This window comes from Dactylosporangium sp. NPDC005572, from assembly GCF_040605515.1.
GTDB lineage: Bacteria > Actinomycetota > Actinomycetes > Mycobacteriales > Micromonosporaceae > Dactylosporangium.
The window spans coordinates 1-15,631 of sequence record NZ_JBEXCY010000250.1; the positions used below are offsets into that span (position 1 = coordinate 1).

Sequence of the window (15,631 nt, forward strand, 5' to 3'; positions counted from 1 at the left end):
CCGTGGTGGCCCGCGGCATGGGCAAGACCTGCGTCTGCGGCGCCGACGAGCTCGACGTCGACGTCCACCGGCGGCGGTTCACGGTCGGCGGGCACGTGGTCCGCGAGGGTGACCTGGTCTCCATCGACGGCACGACCGGGCGGGTCTACCTCGGCCGGGTGCCGGTCCAGCCCTCCCCGGTGGTGCAGTACTTCGAAGGCGCCCGCGACCCGCAGGCCGACCCGCTCGTCCGCGCGGTCGACCGGATCCTCACCCACGCGGACAAGACCCGGCGGCTCGCGGTACGGGCGAACGCCGACACGCCGGCCGACGCGGCCCGGGCCCGCCGGTTCGGCGCGCAGGGCATCGGGCTGTGCCGCACCGAGCACATGTTCCTCGGCGAGCGCCGCGCCCTGGTGGAGCGGCTCATCCTGGCCCGCACGCCGCAGCAGCGCGACGCCGCCCTCGCCGAGCTGCTGCCGCTGCAGCGCGGCGACTTCGCCGGGCTGTTCCAGGAGATGGCCGGGCTGCCGGTGACGATCCGGCTGATCGACCCGCCGCTGCACGAGTTCCTGCCGCCGCTGGAGGACCTCGCGGTGAAGGTCGCCGTCGCCGAGGAGCGCGGCGACGACCCCGGCCAGGACCTCGCCCGTGACCGCGAGCTGCTCGACGCGGTCCACCGCATGCACGAGGAGAACCCGATGCTCGGCCTGCGCGGCGTGCGCCTCGGCCTGGTCGTCCCCGGCCTGTTCGCGATGCAGGTGCGGGCGATCGCCGAGGCGGCGCTGCTGGTCGGCGGCGCCCGCCCGGAGATCATGGTGCCGCTCGTCGGCGCCGTCGAGGAGCTGGAGGCCGTGCGCGACGAGGCCCAGGGGATCCTGCGCGAGCTCGGGGTCGACGCGCGCATCGGCACGATGATCGAGGTGCCCCGCGCCGCCCTGACCGCCGGCACGATCGCCCGGGCCGCCGACTTCTTCTCGTTCGGCACGAACGACCTCACCCAGATGGGCTGGGGGTTCTCCCGCGACGACGTCGAAGGGGCCTTCTTCACGCGGTACCTGGAGCTCGGCATCTTCGGCGTCTCCCCGTTCGAGTCGATCGACCGCGACGGGGTCGGCCGGCTGGTGCGCATCGCCGTCGCCGAGGGCCGCGCCGCCCGGCCCGACCTGCACATCGGCGTCTGCGGCGAGCACGGCGGCGACCCCGACTCCATCCACTTCTTCCACGAGGCGGGCCTCGACTACGTGTCCTGCTCGCCGTTCCGCGTCCCGGTCGCGCGCCTCGAGGCCGGCCGCAGCGCGGTCACGGCGAGCGGCTCCGACACCCGCTGAAACCCTCCGAGGAGGAGCCATGAACCCAACAGTGGACCGGCAGCGCATCGTCGTCGGCTACGACGCCTCGGCCGGGTCCCTCGCCGCCGTCGACTGGGCCGCCGCCGAGGCCGAACGGGCCGGCGCGCAGCTGCAGATCGTCAACGCCTACCGGCAGGTCTGGCCCGGCGCCTACTACGACATCGCACCGGAGCTCGCCGAGGCCGCGTACCGGCAGGCCGAGACGCTCGTCGGCGACGCCGTCGCCCGGGTCCGCGGGCGCGGCACCGGCATCGACGTCGTCGCCACGGCCGTCGACGCCCTGCCCGCCGCCACCCTGCTCGACCTCGGCGCGGCCGGCGCCCGGCTGCTCGTCGTCGGCAACCGCGGCGCCGGCGGGCTGGCGAACCTCGTCTTGGGCTCGGTCAGCCAGCAGGTCGCCACCCACGCCCGCGTCCCGGTGGCCGTCGTCCGGGGCCGCGGCGACGCGGCCGGCGGGCCGGTCGTCGCCGGCACCGACGACTCGCCCGGCGCCGACGCCGCCCTGGCCCTCGCGTTCGAGGCCGCCCGCGCCCGCGGCGCCGGGCTCGTCGCGATTCGTGCGTACGTGCCGCCGATCCGGCCGCTGCTGCCGTACAGCGCGATCGAGGCGCAGGAGCGCGCGGCCCTCGAGGCCTCCGTCGCCGGCTGGGCCGGGAAGTACCCGGACGTGGCCGTCGAGACCCGGGTGGCCGTCGGCCGGGCGGCGAAGGTGCTCATCGGCGCGTCGCACACGGCGCAGCTCGTGGTCGTCGGCAGCCGCGGCCACGGCGGGTTCACCGGGCTGCTGCTCGGCTCCGTCGGCCAGCAGCTCATGCACCACGCCGAGTGCCCCGTGCTCATCGGCCACGCGTAGGCGTGCACGGGCCCGGCGCCGGGGTGACCTTCGGCCCTGACATCGGGCCCCCGCCCGCGTGACGGTGGAAGCATGACGACCACCACGTCGGCGCCGGCGGGTCTCACCACGGCCCGGGCCGCCGAGATCCGGTCCACGACGGGGCGCAACGAGCTGCCGGCGGCGCGGCCGCCGTCGATCGCCGGGCGGGTCGGCGCCCAGCTGCGTGACCCGCTCATCGTCGTCCTGCTCGCCGCGATGGCCGTCACGGCCGTCCTGCGCGACCTCGCCGACCTGGCGGTCATCGCCCTCGTCATCGTCCTCAACACCACCATCGGCGTGATCCAGGAGGTGCGGGCCGACCGCGCCGTCGCCGCGCTGCGGCGCATGGCGGCACCCCACGCCCGGGTGCGCCGCGACGGCGCCGACGTCGTCCTGCCGGCGGCCGAGCTGGTGCCCGGCGACGTGGTGCGGGTCGAGGCCGGCGACGTGGTCCCGGCCGACCTGCGCGTCGTCGAGGCCGTACGGCTCACCACCGACGAGTCGGCCCTCACCGGCGAGTCGATGACCGTGGCCCGGACGGTCGGCGACGAGCTGTCCGCCGGGACCGTCACCGCCACCGGCCGGGCCATCGGCGAGGTGGTCCGCACCGGCACCGACAGCGCCCTGGGCCGCATCGCCGCGCTCGTGGCCGGCCAGCCCCGCCGCGCCACCCCGCTGCAGCGGCGCCTCGCCGGGCTCGGCAAGGTCCTCGCCGCCGTCGCGGTGACCCTGTCGGCCGTGGTCTTCGCCGTCGGCGTGCTGCGCGGCCAGCCGGTCACCGAGATGCTGCTCGCCGCGGTCAGCCTGACCGTCGCCGCGGTGCCGGAGTCGCTGCCGGCCGTCGTCACCCTCGCGCTGGCGCTCGGCGCGCACCGGATGGCGCGCCGCTCGGCGATCGTGCGGCGCCTGCCGGCCGTGGAGACCCTGGGCTCGGTCACCGTCCTGGCGACCGACAAGACCGGCACCCTCACCGAGGGCCTCATGAGCGTCGACCGGTTCGTGCTGCCGGACGGGGCGACGATCACGTTCACGGGCCGCGGCTACGACCCGCACGGCACCGCCGAGCCCGCCCCCGGCCCCGCCGGCACCGAGCTGGCCCGCGCGCTGGTGCTGTGCACCGACGCCGGCCTCGCCACCGGCGACGACGGGACCTGGACCCCGGTCGGCGACCCGATGGAGGCCGCGCTGCTCACCGCCGCCGGCCGCTGCGGCGTCGCCGTCGCGCTGCGCGACCGCTACCCGCGGGTCGACGAGGTGCCGTTCGACGCCGAACGCCGCCGGATGACCACCGTGCACACCGACCCCGCCGGCGGCTACCTGGTCGTCGCCAAGGGCGCCCCGGACGTGCTGCTCACGGCCGACGAGCTCGGCGCCGCGCAGCTCGCCGACGACGGGTACCGGGTCCTCGCGGTCGCCACCGCCCACCACGACGAGCGCCCCGCCCACGACCGCCTCGAGGACGGGCTGCGCCTGCTCGGCCTGGTCGCGCTCACCGACCCGGTCCGCGAGGCGGCATCCGGCACCGTCGCCGCGTTCCACGCCGCCGGCATCCGCCCGATCCTCATCACCGGCGACCACCCGGCCACCGCGACGGCGGTCGCCGCCCGGGTCGGCCTGGTCCGGCCCGGCGACGACCCGGCCGCGGCCGTCTACGCGCGCACCCGCCCCGAGGAGAAGCTCACCATCATCCGGCGGCTGCAGCACGACGGGCACGTCGTGGCGATGACCGGCGACGGCGTGAACGACGCGCCCGCGCTGCGCCGGGCCGACATCGGCGTGGCGATGGGCCGCGGTGGTACCGAGGCCGCCCGGCAGGCCGCCGACCTGGTGCTCGCCGACGACGACCTGGCGACCATCGGCACCGCGATCCGCGAGGGCCGGCGCATCTACGCCAACATCCGCCGGTTCCTGGTGTACGCCCTCGCCGGTGGCGTCGCCGAGATCCTCGTGATGCTCGCCGGGCCGTGGCTGGGCCTGGCGGTACCGCTGCTGCCCGCCCAGATCCTGTGGATCAACATGATCACCCACGGCCTGCCCGGGGTCGCCCTCGGCGGCGAACCGGCCACCCCCGGCCTGATGCGCCGCCCGCCCCGCCGGCCCGATCAGGCCGTCCTCGGCGGGCTGACCGGGCGGATCGGGCTCATCGGCGCGCTCATCACCGTCACCGTGCTCGGCGCGGCGCTGTGGACCGAGCACACCGGCGGCCCCTGGCGCACTGTGCTGTTCGTGACGCTGGGCCTGGCCCAGCTCGGCATCGCCCTCGCCCTGCGGGTGCGGGCCGGCCGGGCCCGCAACCGCAGCCTGGACGCCGCCGTCGCGCTGTCCCTGCTGCTGCAGGTGGCCGCGGTGTGGGTGGCGCCGCTGCGGGACCTGCTCGGTACCGAACCGCTCACGGTCGTCCAGCTGGCCGCGTGCGCGCTGGTGGCCGCGGTGCCCGGCGCGGTCACGGCCCTTGCGACCCGCCGGGCCGGGTCGAACGGCCCTGCAACCGCCGCCCGCGAGGCGGTCGAATGATCACAAGCGGTTGATCTCCGCGACGGTACAGCGAAGTGACGGTACAGCGAAGGGACGGCAACGATGTCTCGCACACACGACGAGGTCGACGTCACCGTGCAGGTCCAGCCCGGCATGGGCCGGCGCGTGCAGGTCTACGCCCGGGAGAAGGTCGCCGCGGCGATCGGGCACACGGGCCGGCCCGTGCTGTTCGCCCGGGTCCGGCTCGACCGGATCGGCAACCCCGCCGCGACCCGGCCGGTGACGGCCCGCGCCGAGATCGACCTCAACGGCCACGTGCTGCACGCCGAGGCCCACGCCGACACCCCGTACGAGGCCGTGGACCTGCTCCAGGACCACCTGCTGGCCCAGATGGAGCGCCGCACCGCCGTCCGGTGACCGCGGGCGACCTACGGCGGGGCAGGTCCGGGACTTCCGGCCCTGCCCCGCCGCCGTCCGCGGGCGGGATGCTGGAAGGAGAAGCCGAGGAGGACGCCATGATGTGGTACCAGCACGGCATGACCGGCCTGCCGCTGACCGGCCTGCTGTTCGTCCTGCTGATCGCGGCGGCGGTCGCGGTCGCGCTGGCCACCCGGCCACGACCCGCCGGGACGGCCCGGACGGCCGGGACGGCCGGGGATCCCGAGGCGGTCCTCGCCGAGCGTTACGCCCGCGGCGAGATCGACGACGAGGAGTACCAGCACCGGCTGGCCGTGCTCCGGGCCGGGGTCACTGCTCCACGACCTCGATGACCTGATCCGCCGGCAGCCGCGGCGTGTGCGGCGGGCCCGCGTGGTCCGGGTCGGCGACCCCGAGCCGCAGCACCAGGTAGGGGTAGCCGGTGTCGGACAGCATCCGCCGCAGCGCCTGCCGGGTGAAGTCCAGCTCGACCGGGCTGCTCAGCGGCAGGACCGTCGTGCCGTGCGACGTCGCGCACAGCCACACCTCGCTGAGCGCCTCGCCGGCCCGCAGCCACTGCTCGGGCTCGTCGGCGTCGCCGTAGAGCACCGCGTACGACGCGGCGGAGTCGTGGCCCTCGCCGGCGACCAGGGAGCCGGTCACGCCGAAGTCGCGCTCGGCCACCGTGGTCAGCGGCAGCTCGGCCGGCAGCACGGCGTCGGGCACGCCGGAACCCCCGGGGCGTTCACCGCCGACCCACGACGCCGTCTCGGCCCGCATCCGCTCGTCGCGGCGGTGGGCCTCGTCGGCGTGCTCCACCATGACGGCGAGCTGCAGCACCTCGTCGCGGCGCAGGACGTGCAGCCGCGCGCCGGCCTGGCGGGCCGCGTCGACGAGCGCCTGGCGCACCCCCGGCGGCACCGGCTCCGGGCCGACCACCCGGCGGTCGGTGTGCCGCACCCGCAGCAGCTGGAGCCGCTGCATGGCGTGCGGGTCGGCGGGCTCGTGCGCGACGGCCCGCACGACCGCGAGCGGCGCGCCGGACGGCCCGGCCGGGCGGTCGACCTCGGCGGTCCAGCCCTCGGCGGCCAGGCCGACCAGCGCGTGGTGCAGCGCGGCGCCGCAGCTCACGAGCATCAGCCGGCCGCTCGGGTCCTGCTCCTGGAGCTGCCGCGCGGGCACGGCGTGCAGCTCCAGCCGGTCGCCGCGGACGACCCAGCGCCACGGTTGCGTGTTGTGCACCGAAGGCGCCAGCCGGGCGGTCTGTGCCGCGCCGACCAGCGCCTGGGTGACCTGCTCGGTCATCTCACCTGCCTCGTGGTCACGGTTGACCTGGTAGTCCGACAGTATCGGTGCCGGAACGGCGGGTCGACATGGGGACCGGTCCGGCGTCCTGCGCCGCGTAGCCGACGCGCATGGCGATCGCCGGGTGGCCCACGCCGCCGAGCAGCCGCCGCAGCGCGGAGCGCACCGGCTCCACCTCGACGACCTCGCTGATCGGCGAGGCCGCGAGCCCGCGGGCGGTGAGGGTCAGCCAGACGTCGGACAGCGCCTCGCCCGCGGCGAGCCACGCGGCAGGAGCCTCGGTGTCGACGACGAGGATGAGGTGGACGGTGCCCTGGTCGGTGCCGGGACCCGGGTCCAGCGCCGCCGGCGCGGCCAGGTCCAGGTCCCTCGGCGGGACGGTCCGTCCGCCGCCCGCGACCGTGCTGCGGGGCGAGACCCCGTCGCGCTCCTGGCGGGGGCGGGTCGTCCAGGCCAGGATGTCGTCGCGGAACCGGGTCTCGGACCGCTCCACCGTGTTGGCGTGGGCGACCGCGGACGCGAACGCGGTGACCTGATCGGCCCGCACCACGTGCAGGTGCACGCCGTGCCGCTCGGCGGCCGAGCGAAGCTGCGCCAGCACGGCCTCGTCCGGGCGGCGGTCCGAGAACGGCCGGCGGTCGGTGCGGCGGCGGTAGAGCGCCGCGTACAGCTCCCGGTCGGCCGGGCCCGGCGCGCCCTGACGGATGCGGGCCAGCAGGTCGGGCCGCTGCGGGTCGGGCAGCCGGTCGATGTCCGCCGCGTACCCGGCGGCCCGCAGCGCGACGGTGGCGTGGTGCAGCGCGGTACCGCAGCTGAGCAGCTGCAGCCGCCCGTCGGGGTCGAGCCCGTCGAGCCGGCGGGCCCGGTCGGCCCACAGCTCGGCGTGGTCGCCGGCGAGGCGCCACCGCCACGGCTGCGTGTTGAGGATGGACGGGGCGCGCAGGGCGGCGATGGACGCCTCGGCCAGCTGGTCGAGCGCTGCGCGTGGATGCTGCGTCATGATGCCCTCCGATCTTCGGCGGCGCGGCCGTAGTAGGCGGTCCGCATCAGCTCGCGCAGGTCGGCGAGCATCGGCATGCGCGGGTTGGCCGGGGCGCACTGGTCCAGGTACGCGTTCATGGCCTGCTGGGGCAGGGCGTCCAGGAACGCCGTCTCGTCGACGCCGGCCGCCTGGAACGACGGCTCGATGCCGGCCTCGGCCCGCAGCCGCTCGACCGCCGCCGCGTAGGACTCCACGCCCTCCTCGGGCGTGGCCGCCGGCAGGCCGAGCATGCGGGCGATGTCCTGGTACCGCTGCGGGGCGACGTACCGCTCGTACTTCGGCCAGGCGGTCAGCTTCGCCGGCACCGTGCCGTTGTGCCGGATCACGTGCGGCAGCAGGATCGCGTTGGTCCGCCCGTGCGCGATGTGGAACGTGGCGCCGAGGGTGTGCGCGAGCGCGTGGACGATGCCCAGGAAGGCGTTGCCGAACGCCATCCCGGCGATCGAGCCGGCGTTGTGCATCTTCTCGCGGGCCACCGGCGCGGCGGCGCCGTCACGCACGGCGGCCGGCAGGTGCTCGAAGATGAGCCGGATCGCGTGCAGGGCGAGGCCGTCGGTGTAGTCGCTGGCGTACACCGACACGTACGCCTCGGTCGCGTGCGTGAGCGCGTCGAACCCGCTGTCGGCGGTCACGTTCGGCGGCAGGTCGGCGGTGAGCGCCGGGTCGACGATCGCCACGCTCGGGGTGAGCGCGTAGTCGGCGAGCGGGTACTTCATGCCGGTGGCCGTGTCCGTGATCACGGCGAACGGGGTGATCTCGGCGCCGGTGCCCGACGTCGTCGGGACGCACACCAGCCGGGCCAGGCGGCCCAGGTTCGGGAAGGTGAACGCGCGCTTGCGGATGTCGAAGAACTTCTCCCGCATGTCGGCGAACTCGGTGCCCGGGTGCTCGTAGAGCAGCCACATCACCTTGGCCGCGTCCATCGGCGAGCCGCCGCCGAGGGCGATGATCGTGTCGGGCCGGAACGCCCGCATCAGCTCGGCGCCCCGTTCGACCGTCGCCATCGTCGGCTCCGGCTCGACGTCGTCGAGGATCTGCACCGTCACCGGGTTGGCGCCGCGGCGCAGCACGCCGCGGATGCGGTCGACGTAGCCGAGGCGGGTCATCGTCGGGTCGGTCACGACGGTGACGCGGTGCACGTCGGGCATGTCGGCGAGGTACCGGATCGCGTTGGGCTCGAAGTAGATCCGCGGCGGGACCTTGAACCACTGCAGGTTGTTCGTGCGCCGCCCGACCCGCTTGATGTTGAGCAGGTTGACCGCCGAGACGTTGCCGGAGACCGAGTTGCGCCCGTAGCTGCCGCAGCCGAGGGTGAGCGAGGGCAGGAACGCGTTGTAGACGTCGCCGATGCCGCCCTGCGACGACGGCGAGTTCCAGATGATCCGGACCGCCTTCACCCGCTGCCCGTACGCCTCGGCGACCTCGGGAAGCGCCGTGTGGATCACGGCGCTGTGGCCGAGGCCGTCGAGCTCGACCATCTGCTCGGCGAGCCGGAACCCGTCCTCGCGCGACGCGGCACGCAGCACGGCGAGCACCGGGCAGAGCTTCTCCCGGGTGAGCGGCTCGTGCGACCCGACCGAGTCGACGGGCACCAGGATGACGGACGTGTCGGGGGGTACCTCGAAGCCGGCGCGCTCGGCGATCCACGCCGCCGACCGGCCGACCACGTCGGGATTGAGGGCCCCGGTGAAGATGAACCGCTCCAGCTGCTGCTTCTGCGCCGGGGTGGCGACGTGGGCGTGCAGCCGCGCGAACACGGCCAGGGCCTCCTCGGCGATCTCCTTGTCGAGGATGACGGCCTGCTCCGACGCGCAGATCATGCCGTTGTCGAAGGTCTTGGACACGACGATGTCGTGCACGGCGCGCACGACGTCGGCGGTGCGCTCGACGTAGGCGGGCACGTTGCCGGGGCCGACGCCGAGGGCGGGCTTGCCGGCTGAGTAGGCGGCCCGGACCATGCCGCTGCCGCCGGTGGCGAGGATGACGGCCACGCCGGGGTGCTGCATGAGCGCCTGGGTCGCCTCGATCGACGGGGCCTCGACCCACTGGATGCAGTGCCGCGGCGCGCCGGCGGCCACCGCCGCGTCGCGGACGATCCGGGCGGCCTCGGCGCTGCACCGCTGCGCGGCGGGGTGGAACGCGAACACGACCGGGTTGCGGGTCTTCAGCGCGATGAGCGCCTTGAACACGGTGGTCGACGTCGGGTTCGTCACCGGCGTGACGGCGCAGACCACGCCGACCGGCTCGGCGATCTCGACGATCCCGTCGATGTCGTCGCGGGACACCACGCCCACGGTGCGCAGCCCGTCCAGGCTGTGCGCGATGTGCTCCGAGGCGAAGACGTTCTTGACCGCCTTGTCCTCGAAGACGCCGCGGCCGGTCTCCTCGATCGCCAGCTCCGCGAGGCGCCCGTGCTGGCTGAGGGCGGCGACGGAGGCCTTCTTGACGATGTGGTCGACCTGTTCCTGACGCAGGTCCGCGTAGCCGCCGAGCGCCTGCCCGGCCTGGCGCACCAGGCGGTCGATCGCCGCGGCGGGGGCCTCCACGGGGGCCTCGACGGTGACGGTCGGGTCGCTGCGCGACGGGGCGATGGTCACGATCATCACATCCCTCGGAGTGCGGTGGTGTCCACGAGCCGGGCCCGGCGGGGCAGGTCCCGCACCAGGGCGATCGGACAGGTGGTGTTCGCGGCGACGACCGCCGCGACGGCGCCGAGCTCCCGGTGCCGGTTGCCGACCACGACCAGCGACGCGCCGGCGGCGGCGTCGAGCAGCCGGGCGGCCGGATCGAGCCCGGCCAGGACGTCGACGGCGACCGGCACCTCCGCGAACGCCGGCCGCCAGGCGGCGAGGGCCTCGCTGAGCTGCCGGCGCTCGTCCGGATCGGCGCCGCGGTCGAGTGGCAGGACGTGACAGATCCGCAGGGCCGTGCCGCGGCGCCGGGCGGCGTCGAAGGCGAACCACAGCGCCGGCACGTGCGGTGCGGGATCGTCCACGCCGAGCACCACCGCGAGCGCACCCGTGTCGTCCGGTGCGGCGCCGGCGATGACGACCGGGCAGGCGGCGTACGCGACGACGTGCGCGGCGGTGTGCCGGCCGTACCGGCCCAGGACCACCAGGTCGGCCGAGCGGGTCGCCCGCACGAGCGCGGCGCCGGCCGCCCGGTCGGCGACGACGGCCCGTACGTCGAGCCCCGGGTACTCGCCCAGCAGCGCGTCGCGGGCCGCGTCGGCCAGCCGCCGGGCCCCGGTCTGCGGGTCGTCGGCGAGGGCGAGCGGGTTCGAGACGGCGTAGGCGGCCCGTTCGAGCGGTGCGTGGATCAGGCGCAGCGATCCGTCCGCCGCCGCGGTCTCGCCGGCCGCGTACCGCGCGGCCGCCCACGAGGCCGCCGAACCGTCGTAGCCGACAACGACACTGTGCGATGACATGGCCGCCCTCCCGTGCCTCCCGTGTGCGTCAGACGTCGAAGGTGTAGCGGCGCTGCACCGTCGTGTCGTCGAAGCCCCATTCCAGGGCGTCGGTGACGCCCACGACGCCGTCGAGCGCCCGGACCAGGCGGACGGCGATCTGCGCGGTGCTGCGCCGGTCGACCTTGCCGGTGAGGGTGACGTGGCCCGCGGCGACGCCGACGACGACCTCGATCGGGTCCAGCCACAGGACGCCCTGCAGGACGCCGCCGACGATCTCCCGGCTGATCTCGTCGTCGTTGCGCAGGTACCGGCGCAGCAGGTCGCGCCGGGCCACGATGCCGACGAGGTTCCCGTCGTCGTCCACGACGGGCAGCCGCTTCACCCGGTGCTGCTCCATGACCTGTGCGGCCCGGGTGAGGGTCACGTCCGCCGGCACCGTCACGGCCGGGGTGGTCATGAGCTGCCCGGCGGTCTCGCCACCGGCCTTGCCCTTGGCGACGCGGTCGCGGCGCCGCTCGAACAGCCGGGCGTGGACGTCGGCGCCGTTGAACTCGACCTTGTGCAGCAGGTCGGCCTCCGACACCACCCCGAGCACCTGCCGGTCGTCGCCGACCACCGGCAGGGCGCTGACGCCGTGCTCGACGAGCAGGTCGACGAGCTGCCGGTAACCGGCGCCCGGGGCGACGGTCACCACGTTCCGGGTCATCACGTCACGTACCAGCAGCGCTTTCATGGACCTGCCCCTCTCGTGCGTCGTCTCGGATTCACCGTGACGCACGGGCGGGGCCGCCGCACGGGCCGAAGGTCACGTCACGACGGGACCGGCACCAGCTCGTAGCCGGTGACGAGGTCGCAGTCGATGCCGACGACGCAGTTCATCGTGTCGTCGACCCACGGCTGCAGGAGCCGCTCGTACCGGGCGACGCGCGCCTCGTCGAGGATCAGCCGCGCGGTGCCGGTGACGACCACGGTCCAGCCGGCGTGGGCGCCGACGTCGATCGTGTCGGCCTCGTACGCGACGACGACCGGCCCGTTGGTGGTCGCGGTCGAGCCGAGCGCCGCGCCCAGGTTGGTCCGGATGACGATCGTGCCCCCGTCGACCAGGTGGTTCACCGGCCGGATCGCGGGCAGCGCCCGCTGGGTGAACACCACCCGGCCGACCGGCACCGACGCCAGCAGCTCCAGGCAGCGTTCCCGGCTCAGCGACCGCAGTTGCGCCATCGTGCTCCTTCCCGATCCCGCCGACACTGCCGCCCCCGGGCGGGCCACCACCAGGGCCGAACGGCCCGGGTCACCCGGGACCTTCCGCACCGCCCGCCGGGCCGCCGCGGGTCACCGCCGGGTCCCGGTCCGGGCGGGACCATCGCCCCTGGCCGGCCGGACCCTCCCGGGGCAGGGTCGGGGGCATGGAACTCCCGGACCGCACCGCCGCGGCCTGCGTGCGCGCGGCCGTCACGGCGCCCTCGATGCACAACACCCAGCCGTGGCTGTTCCGCCTCGGTACCGACCGGATCGAGATCATCACCGACCCGCGGCGTGCCCTCGCGGTCGTCGACCCCGACGGCCGGGCCATGCACCTGAGCCTGGGCGCGGCCGTGTGCAACCTCCGCCTCGCCCTGGCCGCCGCCGGCTGGACCTCCCGCCTCGCGGGCCCGGGCCTGGTGCTGCTGGGCCCGCAGCGGGAACCGTCGGACGGCATGCTGGTCCTGGCCTCGGCCATCGGCCATCGCCGCACCAACCGCGGCCCCTACACCGCCACGCCCGTCGGGGAGGACGTGCTCGACGCGCTGCGGGTCGCAGCGGCCGGCCCGGACGTCCGCCTGACCGTGCTCGACCCGCTGCGCCGCAGCGCCGTGCTGGCCCTCACCCAGGCCGCCGACGACCGTCAGCGCGGCGACCCGGCCTACCGCTGCGAGCTCGCCCGGTGGACCGACGCGGACGGCAACCGCCGCGACGGCGTGACGGCCCGCACGTTCGGGCCGCGGGCGGCCACCGCCGCGCTGCCGCTGCGCGACTTCGGCCTCACCCTGCCGCTCGCCGAGCGCACCGCCGCCCGCTTCGAACGGCACCCGCTGCTCGTGGTGCTGCACAGCCGCCGGGACACGCCCGACGCCTGGGTGGCCGCCGGGCGGGCGCTGCAACGGGTCCTGCTCACCGCGACGGTCCACGGCCTGGCCACCCAGCCGATGACCCAGGCCCTGGAGGTGCCCGACTTCCGGCGGTACCTCGAGGACCCGGACGGCCGCTGGCACCCGCAGATGATCCTGCGCGTCGGCCACGCCCAGCCGGCGCCGGCCGGGCCGCGCCGCGACATCCGCGACATGGTGCTGCGCGAGCCGGATCAGCGGCCGCTGCCGCGCTCGACCGCGTTCCCCCGGACCACGCTGGCCGGGGCCGGCCGATGACGCGCACGGTGACCGAGGCGGAGCTCGCCCGCGTCCTCGGCGCGCTGCCCGGCACGCCGCGGATCGTCGCGAGCGGCAACCACGCCGCGCCCCGGCGGCTGCTGGCCGTCGCCGACGCCGCCGTGGCCGAGTTCCGGCTGTTCATGCTCAACGCCCAGCCCGGCCTCCCGGACCGCGACGGCGTCGGCTACGAGACGGCGTTCGTGGGGCCGGGCATGCGGGGCCACCCGCGACTGCGGTACTTCCCGTGCCGCCTGTCGCTGGTGCCCGCACTGCTGCGGCAGCGCCTGCGGCCCGACGTCGTGCTCCTGCACACCGCCCGGCCGTCGGGCGGGACCGTGAGCCTCGGCGTCGAGGTCAACGTCCTGCCGGCCGCGGTCGAGGCGGTCCGCGCCCGCGGCGGGATCGTCGTCGCGCAGGCGAACGCCGCGATGCCGGTCACGTACGGCGACGCGCAGCTGCCGCTGGACGCGGTGGACTACCTGCTGGAGGCGGACGAGCCCCTCACCGCGCACGCCGCCGCGGCACCCGACGCGACGTCGGCCGCGATCGGCGACCGGGTCGCCGCGCTCATCCCCGCGGCCGCCACGCTGCAGCTGGGCATCGGCGCGATCCCCGACGCCACGCTCGGCGCCCTGCTCGACCGGCGCGGCCTGCGGATCTGGTCGGAGATGTTCTCCGACGGGGCGCTCACCCTGGAGAAGGCCGGCTGCCTCGACCGCGACACGCCGGTGACGGCGTCGTTCTGCTTCGGCTCGGCCGAGCTGTACGACTGGGTCGACCGCAACCCGCGGGTGCGGATGCTGCGCACCGAGAAGACCAACGACCCGGGCACGATCGCGGCGCAGCCGGCGCTGTTCAGCGTCAACAGCGCGCTGCAGGTCGACCTGTTCGCCCAGGCGAACGCCAGCCGGGTCGGCGCACGTACCCACTCGGGGTTCGGCGGGCAGACCGACTTCATCGTGGGCGCCATGCACTCGCCGGGCGGCCACGCGATCATCGCGCTGCGCTCGTGGCACCCGAAGGCCGACGTCTCGGCGGTGGTACCGCTGCTGACCGGGCCGGTGACCTCGTTCCAGCACAGCTACATCGTCACCGAGCAGGGCACCGCCCGGATCTGGGGCAGCGACTCGGTCGAGCAGGCGCAGGAGATCCTCGACCACGCCGCCCACCCGGACGCCCGCCCCGGCCTGCGGGACGCCGGCCGGGGCCTCGGGCTGCCGCTGGTCTGAGCCGGCCCTCGTGCGCTCAGAACATCACCGGCGGGCGGAAGCCGGGCTGCGCGTCGTCGGCGTCGTCGCCGACGGCGGCCGACAGGTGGCTCACCACGTCGACGACGCCGTCGACGCGCTCCACCTGGCGGACCAGGAACGGCACCACGGACGCCCGCTCGACCTCGCCGAGCAGCGTCACCACGCCGTCGTCGACCTCGACCCGCAGGCTCGCGGCGTCGACCCCGACCAGACCGTCGACGGCCTCGGCGAGGATCTCGCGGCGGATCTCCGCGTCGGAGCGCAGGAAGACCTTGAGCAGGTCGCGGCGGGTCACCATGCCGATGAGCCGGCCCAGCTCGTCGACCACCGGCAGCCGCTTCAGCTGGGCGGAGTCCATGATCCGGGCCGCGGCGGCGAGCGACGTCGTCGACATGACGGTGACCGCCGGCGCGTTCATCAGCTCGCCCGCCGCGGTCGCGTGCGCCTTGCCGCGGGCCTGGCGGGTCTGCCGGCTCTCGAACAGCCGGAACCGCTCGTCGTCGCCGGCGAACTCGATCTTCGGGGTGAGGTCGGCGGACGAGACCACCCCGACGACCCGGTCGAACCGGTCGACGACCGGCACCGCGTTCACCTCGTGGGCCTCCATCAGGTCCACGATCTCCTTGAACGGCGTGTCCTCCTGCACGGACACCGCGCCGATGGTCATCACGTCGGCCACGTTCCAGCGGCTCATCTCGGCCTCCTCGACATCGTTGTGGCATCTCCCGGGCCGACCGTACGACCGGCCGGGAAACCCCCGGCAGGGCCGAACGACACCCGTCACGGGAGTCGTTGGGCGGGTCCCGCCGACCCGGGCCGATCGGCCCTGTCACCGCGGCGGCGTGCCGACGGAGGATGGCCTTGAGGGACCACTCCAGCCCGTGACGCAGGGAGGTGTCCCATGGCTTACGAGTACGGGCCGATCGTCGTCGGTGTCGACGGATCGGCCGACAGCATGGGTGCGGTGCACTGGGCCGCCGACGAGGCGTGCCGGTGGACCCGGACGCTGGTGGCGGTGACCGCCGTCCCGCCGGACGGCACCGGGCCGCCGGGCGGCGCGGACGTCGCCGCGGCCAGTCGGTCGAGCTGGTCATCAAGATCCAGCTGGCGAACACGCCGA

The 15,631-nt window shown here is 75.4% G+C and carries 15 protein-coding genes; 8 read left to right on the forward strand and 7 right to left on the reverse strand.

What is annotated here, in order from left to right; all coding sequences use genetic code 11:
* The 5 genes from ABZS66_RS53930 to ABZS66_RS53950 form a co-directional block, all read left to right on the forward strand.
* A partial coding sequence (locus tag ABZS66_RS53930; protein ID WP_354771435.1) for a putative PEP-binding protein occupies nucleotides 1–1,310 on the forward strand: 1,310 nt, incomplete at its 5' end.
* Nucleotides 1,311–1,329: 19 nt separating this feature from the next.
* Nucleotides 1,330–2,184: a universal stress protein gene (locus tag ABZS66_RS53935; RefSeq protein WP_354771437.1), complete on the forward strand. Its 855-nt coding sequence runs from the start codon at nucleotides 1,330–1,332 to the stop codon at nucleotides 2,182–2,184.
* 72 nt (nucleotides 2,185–2,256) lie between these two features.
* A complete protein-coding gene (locus ABZS66_RS53940; RefSeq protein WP_354771439.1) occupies nucleotides 2,257–4,719 on the forward strand; it encodes a cation-transporting P-type ATPase in 2,463 nt (820 codons plus the stop codon).
* Between the two features lie 63 nt (nucleotides 4,720–4,782).
* Nucleotides 4,783–5,097, forward strand: coding sequence for an HPF/RaiA family ribosome-associated protein (locus tag ABZS66_RS53945; protein ID WP_354771441.1), 315 nt, complete (start codon nucleotides 4,783–4,785; stop codon nucleotides 5,095–5,097).
* Between the two features lie 98 nt (nucleotides 5,098–5,195).
* Nucleotides 5,196–5,450, forward strand: coding sequence for an SHOCT domain-containing protein (locus tag ABZS66_RS53950; protein WP_354771443.1), 255 nt, complete (start codon nucleotides 5,196–5,198; stop codon nucleotides 5,448–5,450).
* Here the strand turns inward: ABZS66_RS53950 and ABZS66_RS53955 are convergent.
* The 6 genes from ABZS66_RS53955 to ABZS66_RS53980 all read right to left on the reverse strand — a co-directional run bounded on the left by ABZS66_RS53955 (nucleotide 5,428) and on the right by ABZS66_RS53980 (nucleotide 12,074).
* On the reverse strand, nucleotides 5,428–6,402 hold the full coding sequence (locus tag ABZS66_RS53955; RefSeq protein ID WP_354771445.1) for a nitroreductase: 975 nt from the start codon (nucleotides 6,400–6,402) through the stop codon (nucleotides 5,428–5,430). The genes ABZS66_RS53950 and ABZS66_RS53955 overlap by 23 nt on opposite strands.
* 16 nt (nucleotides 6,403–6,418) lie before the next feature.
* A complete protein-coding gene (locus tag ABZS66_RS53960; RefSeq protein WP_354771447.1) occupies nucleotides 6,419–7,402 on the reverse strand; it encodes a nitroreductase family protein in 984 nt (327 codons plus the stop codon).
* The gene (adhE, locus tag ABZS66_RS53965) at nucleotides 7,399–10,041 is read right to left on the reverse strand and encodes a bifunctional acetaldehyde-CoA/alcohol dehydrogenase (protein ID WP_354771449.1); all 2,643 of its coding nucleotides are present in this window, start codon (nucleotides 10,039–10,041) and stop codon (nucleotides 7,399–7,401) included. Before adhE ends, ABZS66_RS53960 begins: the two co-directional genes overlap by 4 nt.
* 5 nt (nucleotides 10,042–10,046) lie before the next feature.
* Nucleotides 10,047–10,871: a universal stress protein gene (locus ABZS66_RS53970; RefSeq protein ID WP_354771451.1), complete on the reverse strand. Its 825-nt coding sequence runs from the start codon at nucleotides 10,869–10,871 to the stop codon at nucleotides 10,047–10,049.
* 28 nt (nucleotides 10,872–10,899) lie between these two features.
* Nucleotides 10,900–11,586, reverse strand: coding sequence for a CBS domain-containing protein (locus tag ABZS66_RS53975; RefSeq protein WP_354771453.1), 687 nt, complete (start codon nucleotides 11,584–11,586; stop codon nucleotides 10,900–10,902).
* 77 nt (nucleotides 11,587–11,663) lie between these two features.
* Nucleotides 11,664–12,074: a pyridoxamine 5'-phosphate oxidase family protein gene (locus ABZS66_RS53980; protein ID WP_354771455.1), complete on the reverse strand. Its 411-nt coding sequence runs from the start codon at nucleotides 12,072–12,074 to the stop codon at nucleotides 11,664–11,666.
* Nucleotides 12,075–12,259: 185 nt separating this feature from the next.
* Between ABZS66_RS53980 and ABZS66_RS53985 the strand changes: the two genes are divergently transcribed.
* Both ABZS66_RS53985 and ABZS66_RS53990 read left to right on the forward strand, forming a co-directional pair.
* The gene (locus tag ABZS66_RS53985; RefSeq protein ID WP_354771457.1) at nucleotides 12,260–13,258 is read left to right on the forward strand and encodes a nitroreductase family protein; all 999 of its coding nucleotides are present in this window, start codon (nucleotides 12,260–12,262) and stop codon (nucleotides 13,256–13,258) included.
* A complete protein-coding gene (locus ABZS66_RS53990) occupies nucleotides 13,255–14,490 on the forward strand; it encodes an acetyl-CoA hydrolase/transferase C-terminal domain-containing protein (protein ID WP_354771459.1) in 1,236 nt (411 codons plus the stop codon). Before ABZS66_RS53985 ends, ABZS66_RS53990 begins: the two co-directional genes overlap by 4 nt.
* Nucleotides 14,491–14,506: 16 nt before the next feature.
* Here the strand turns inward: ABZS66_RS53990 and ABZS66_RS53995 are convergent, their stop codons facing one another.
* Entirely contained in the window at nucleotides 14,507–15,205 is a 699-nt protein-coding gene (locus ABZS66_RS53995) for a CBS domain-containing protein (RefSeq protein WP_354771461.1), read from the reverse strand.
* Between the two features lie 261 nt (nucleotides 15,206–15,466).
* On the opposite strand from ABZS66_RS53995, the gene ABZS66_RS54000 reads away from it, so the two are divergent.
* A partial coding sequence (locus ABZS66_RS54000) for a hypothetical protein (protein WP_354771463.1) occupies nucleotides 15,467–15,631 on the forward strand: 165 nt, incomplete at its 3' end.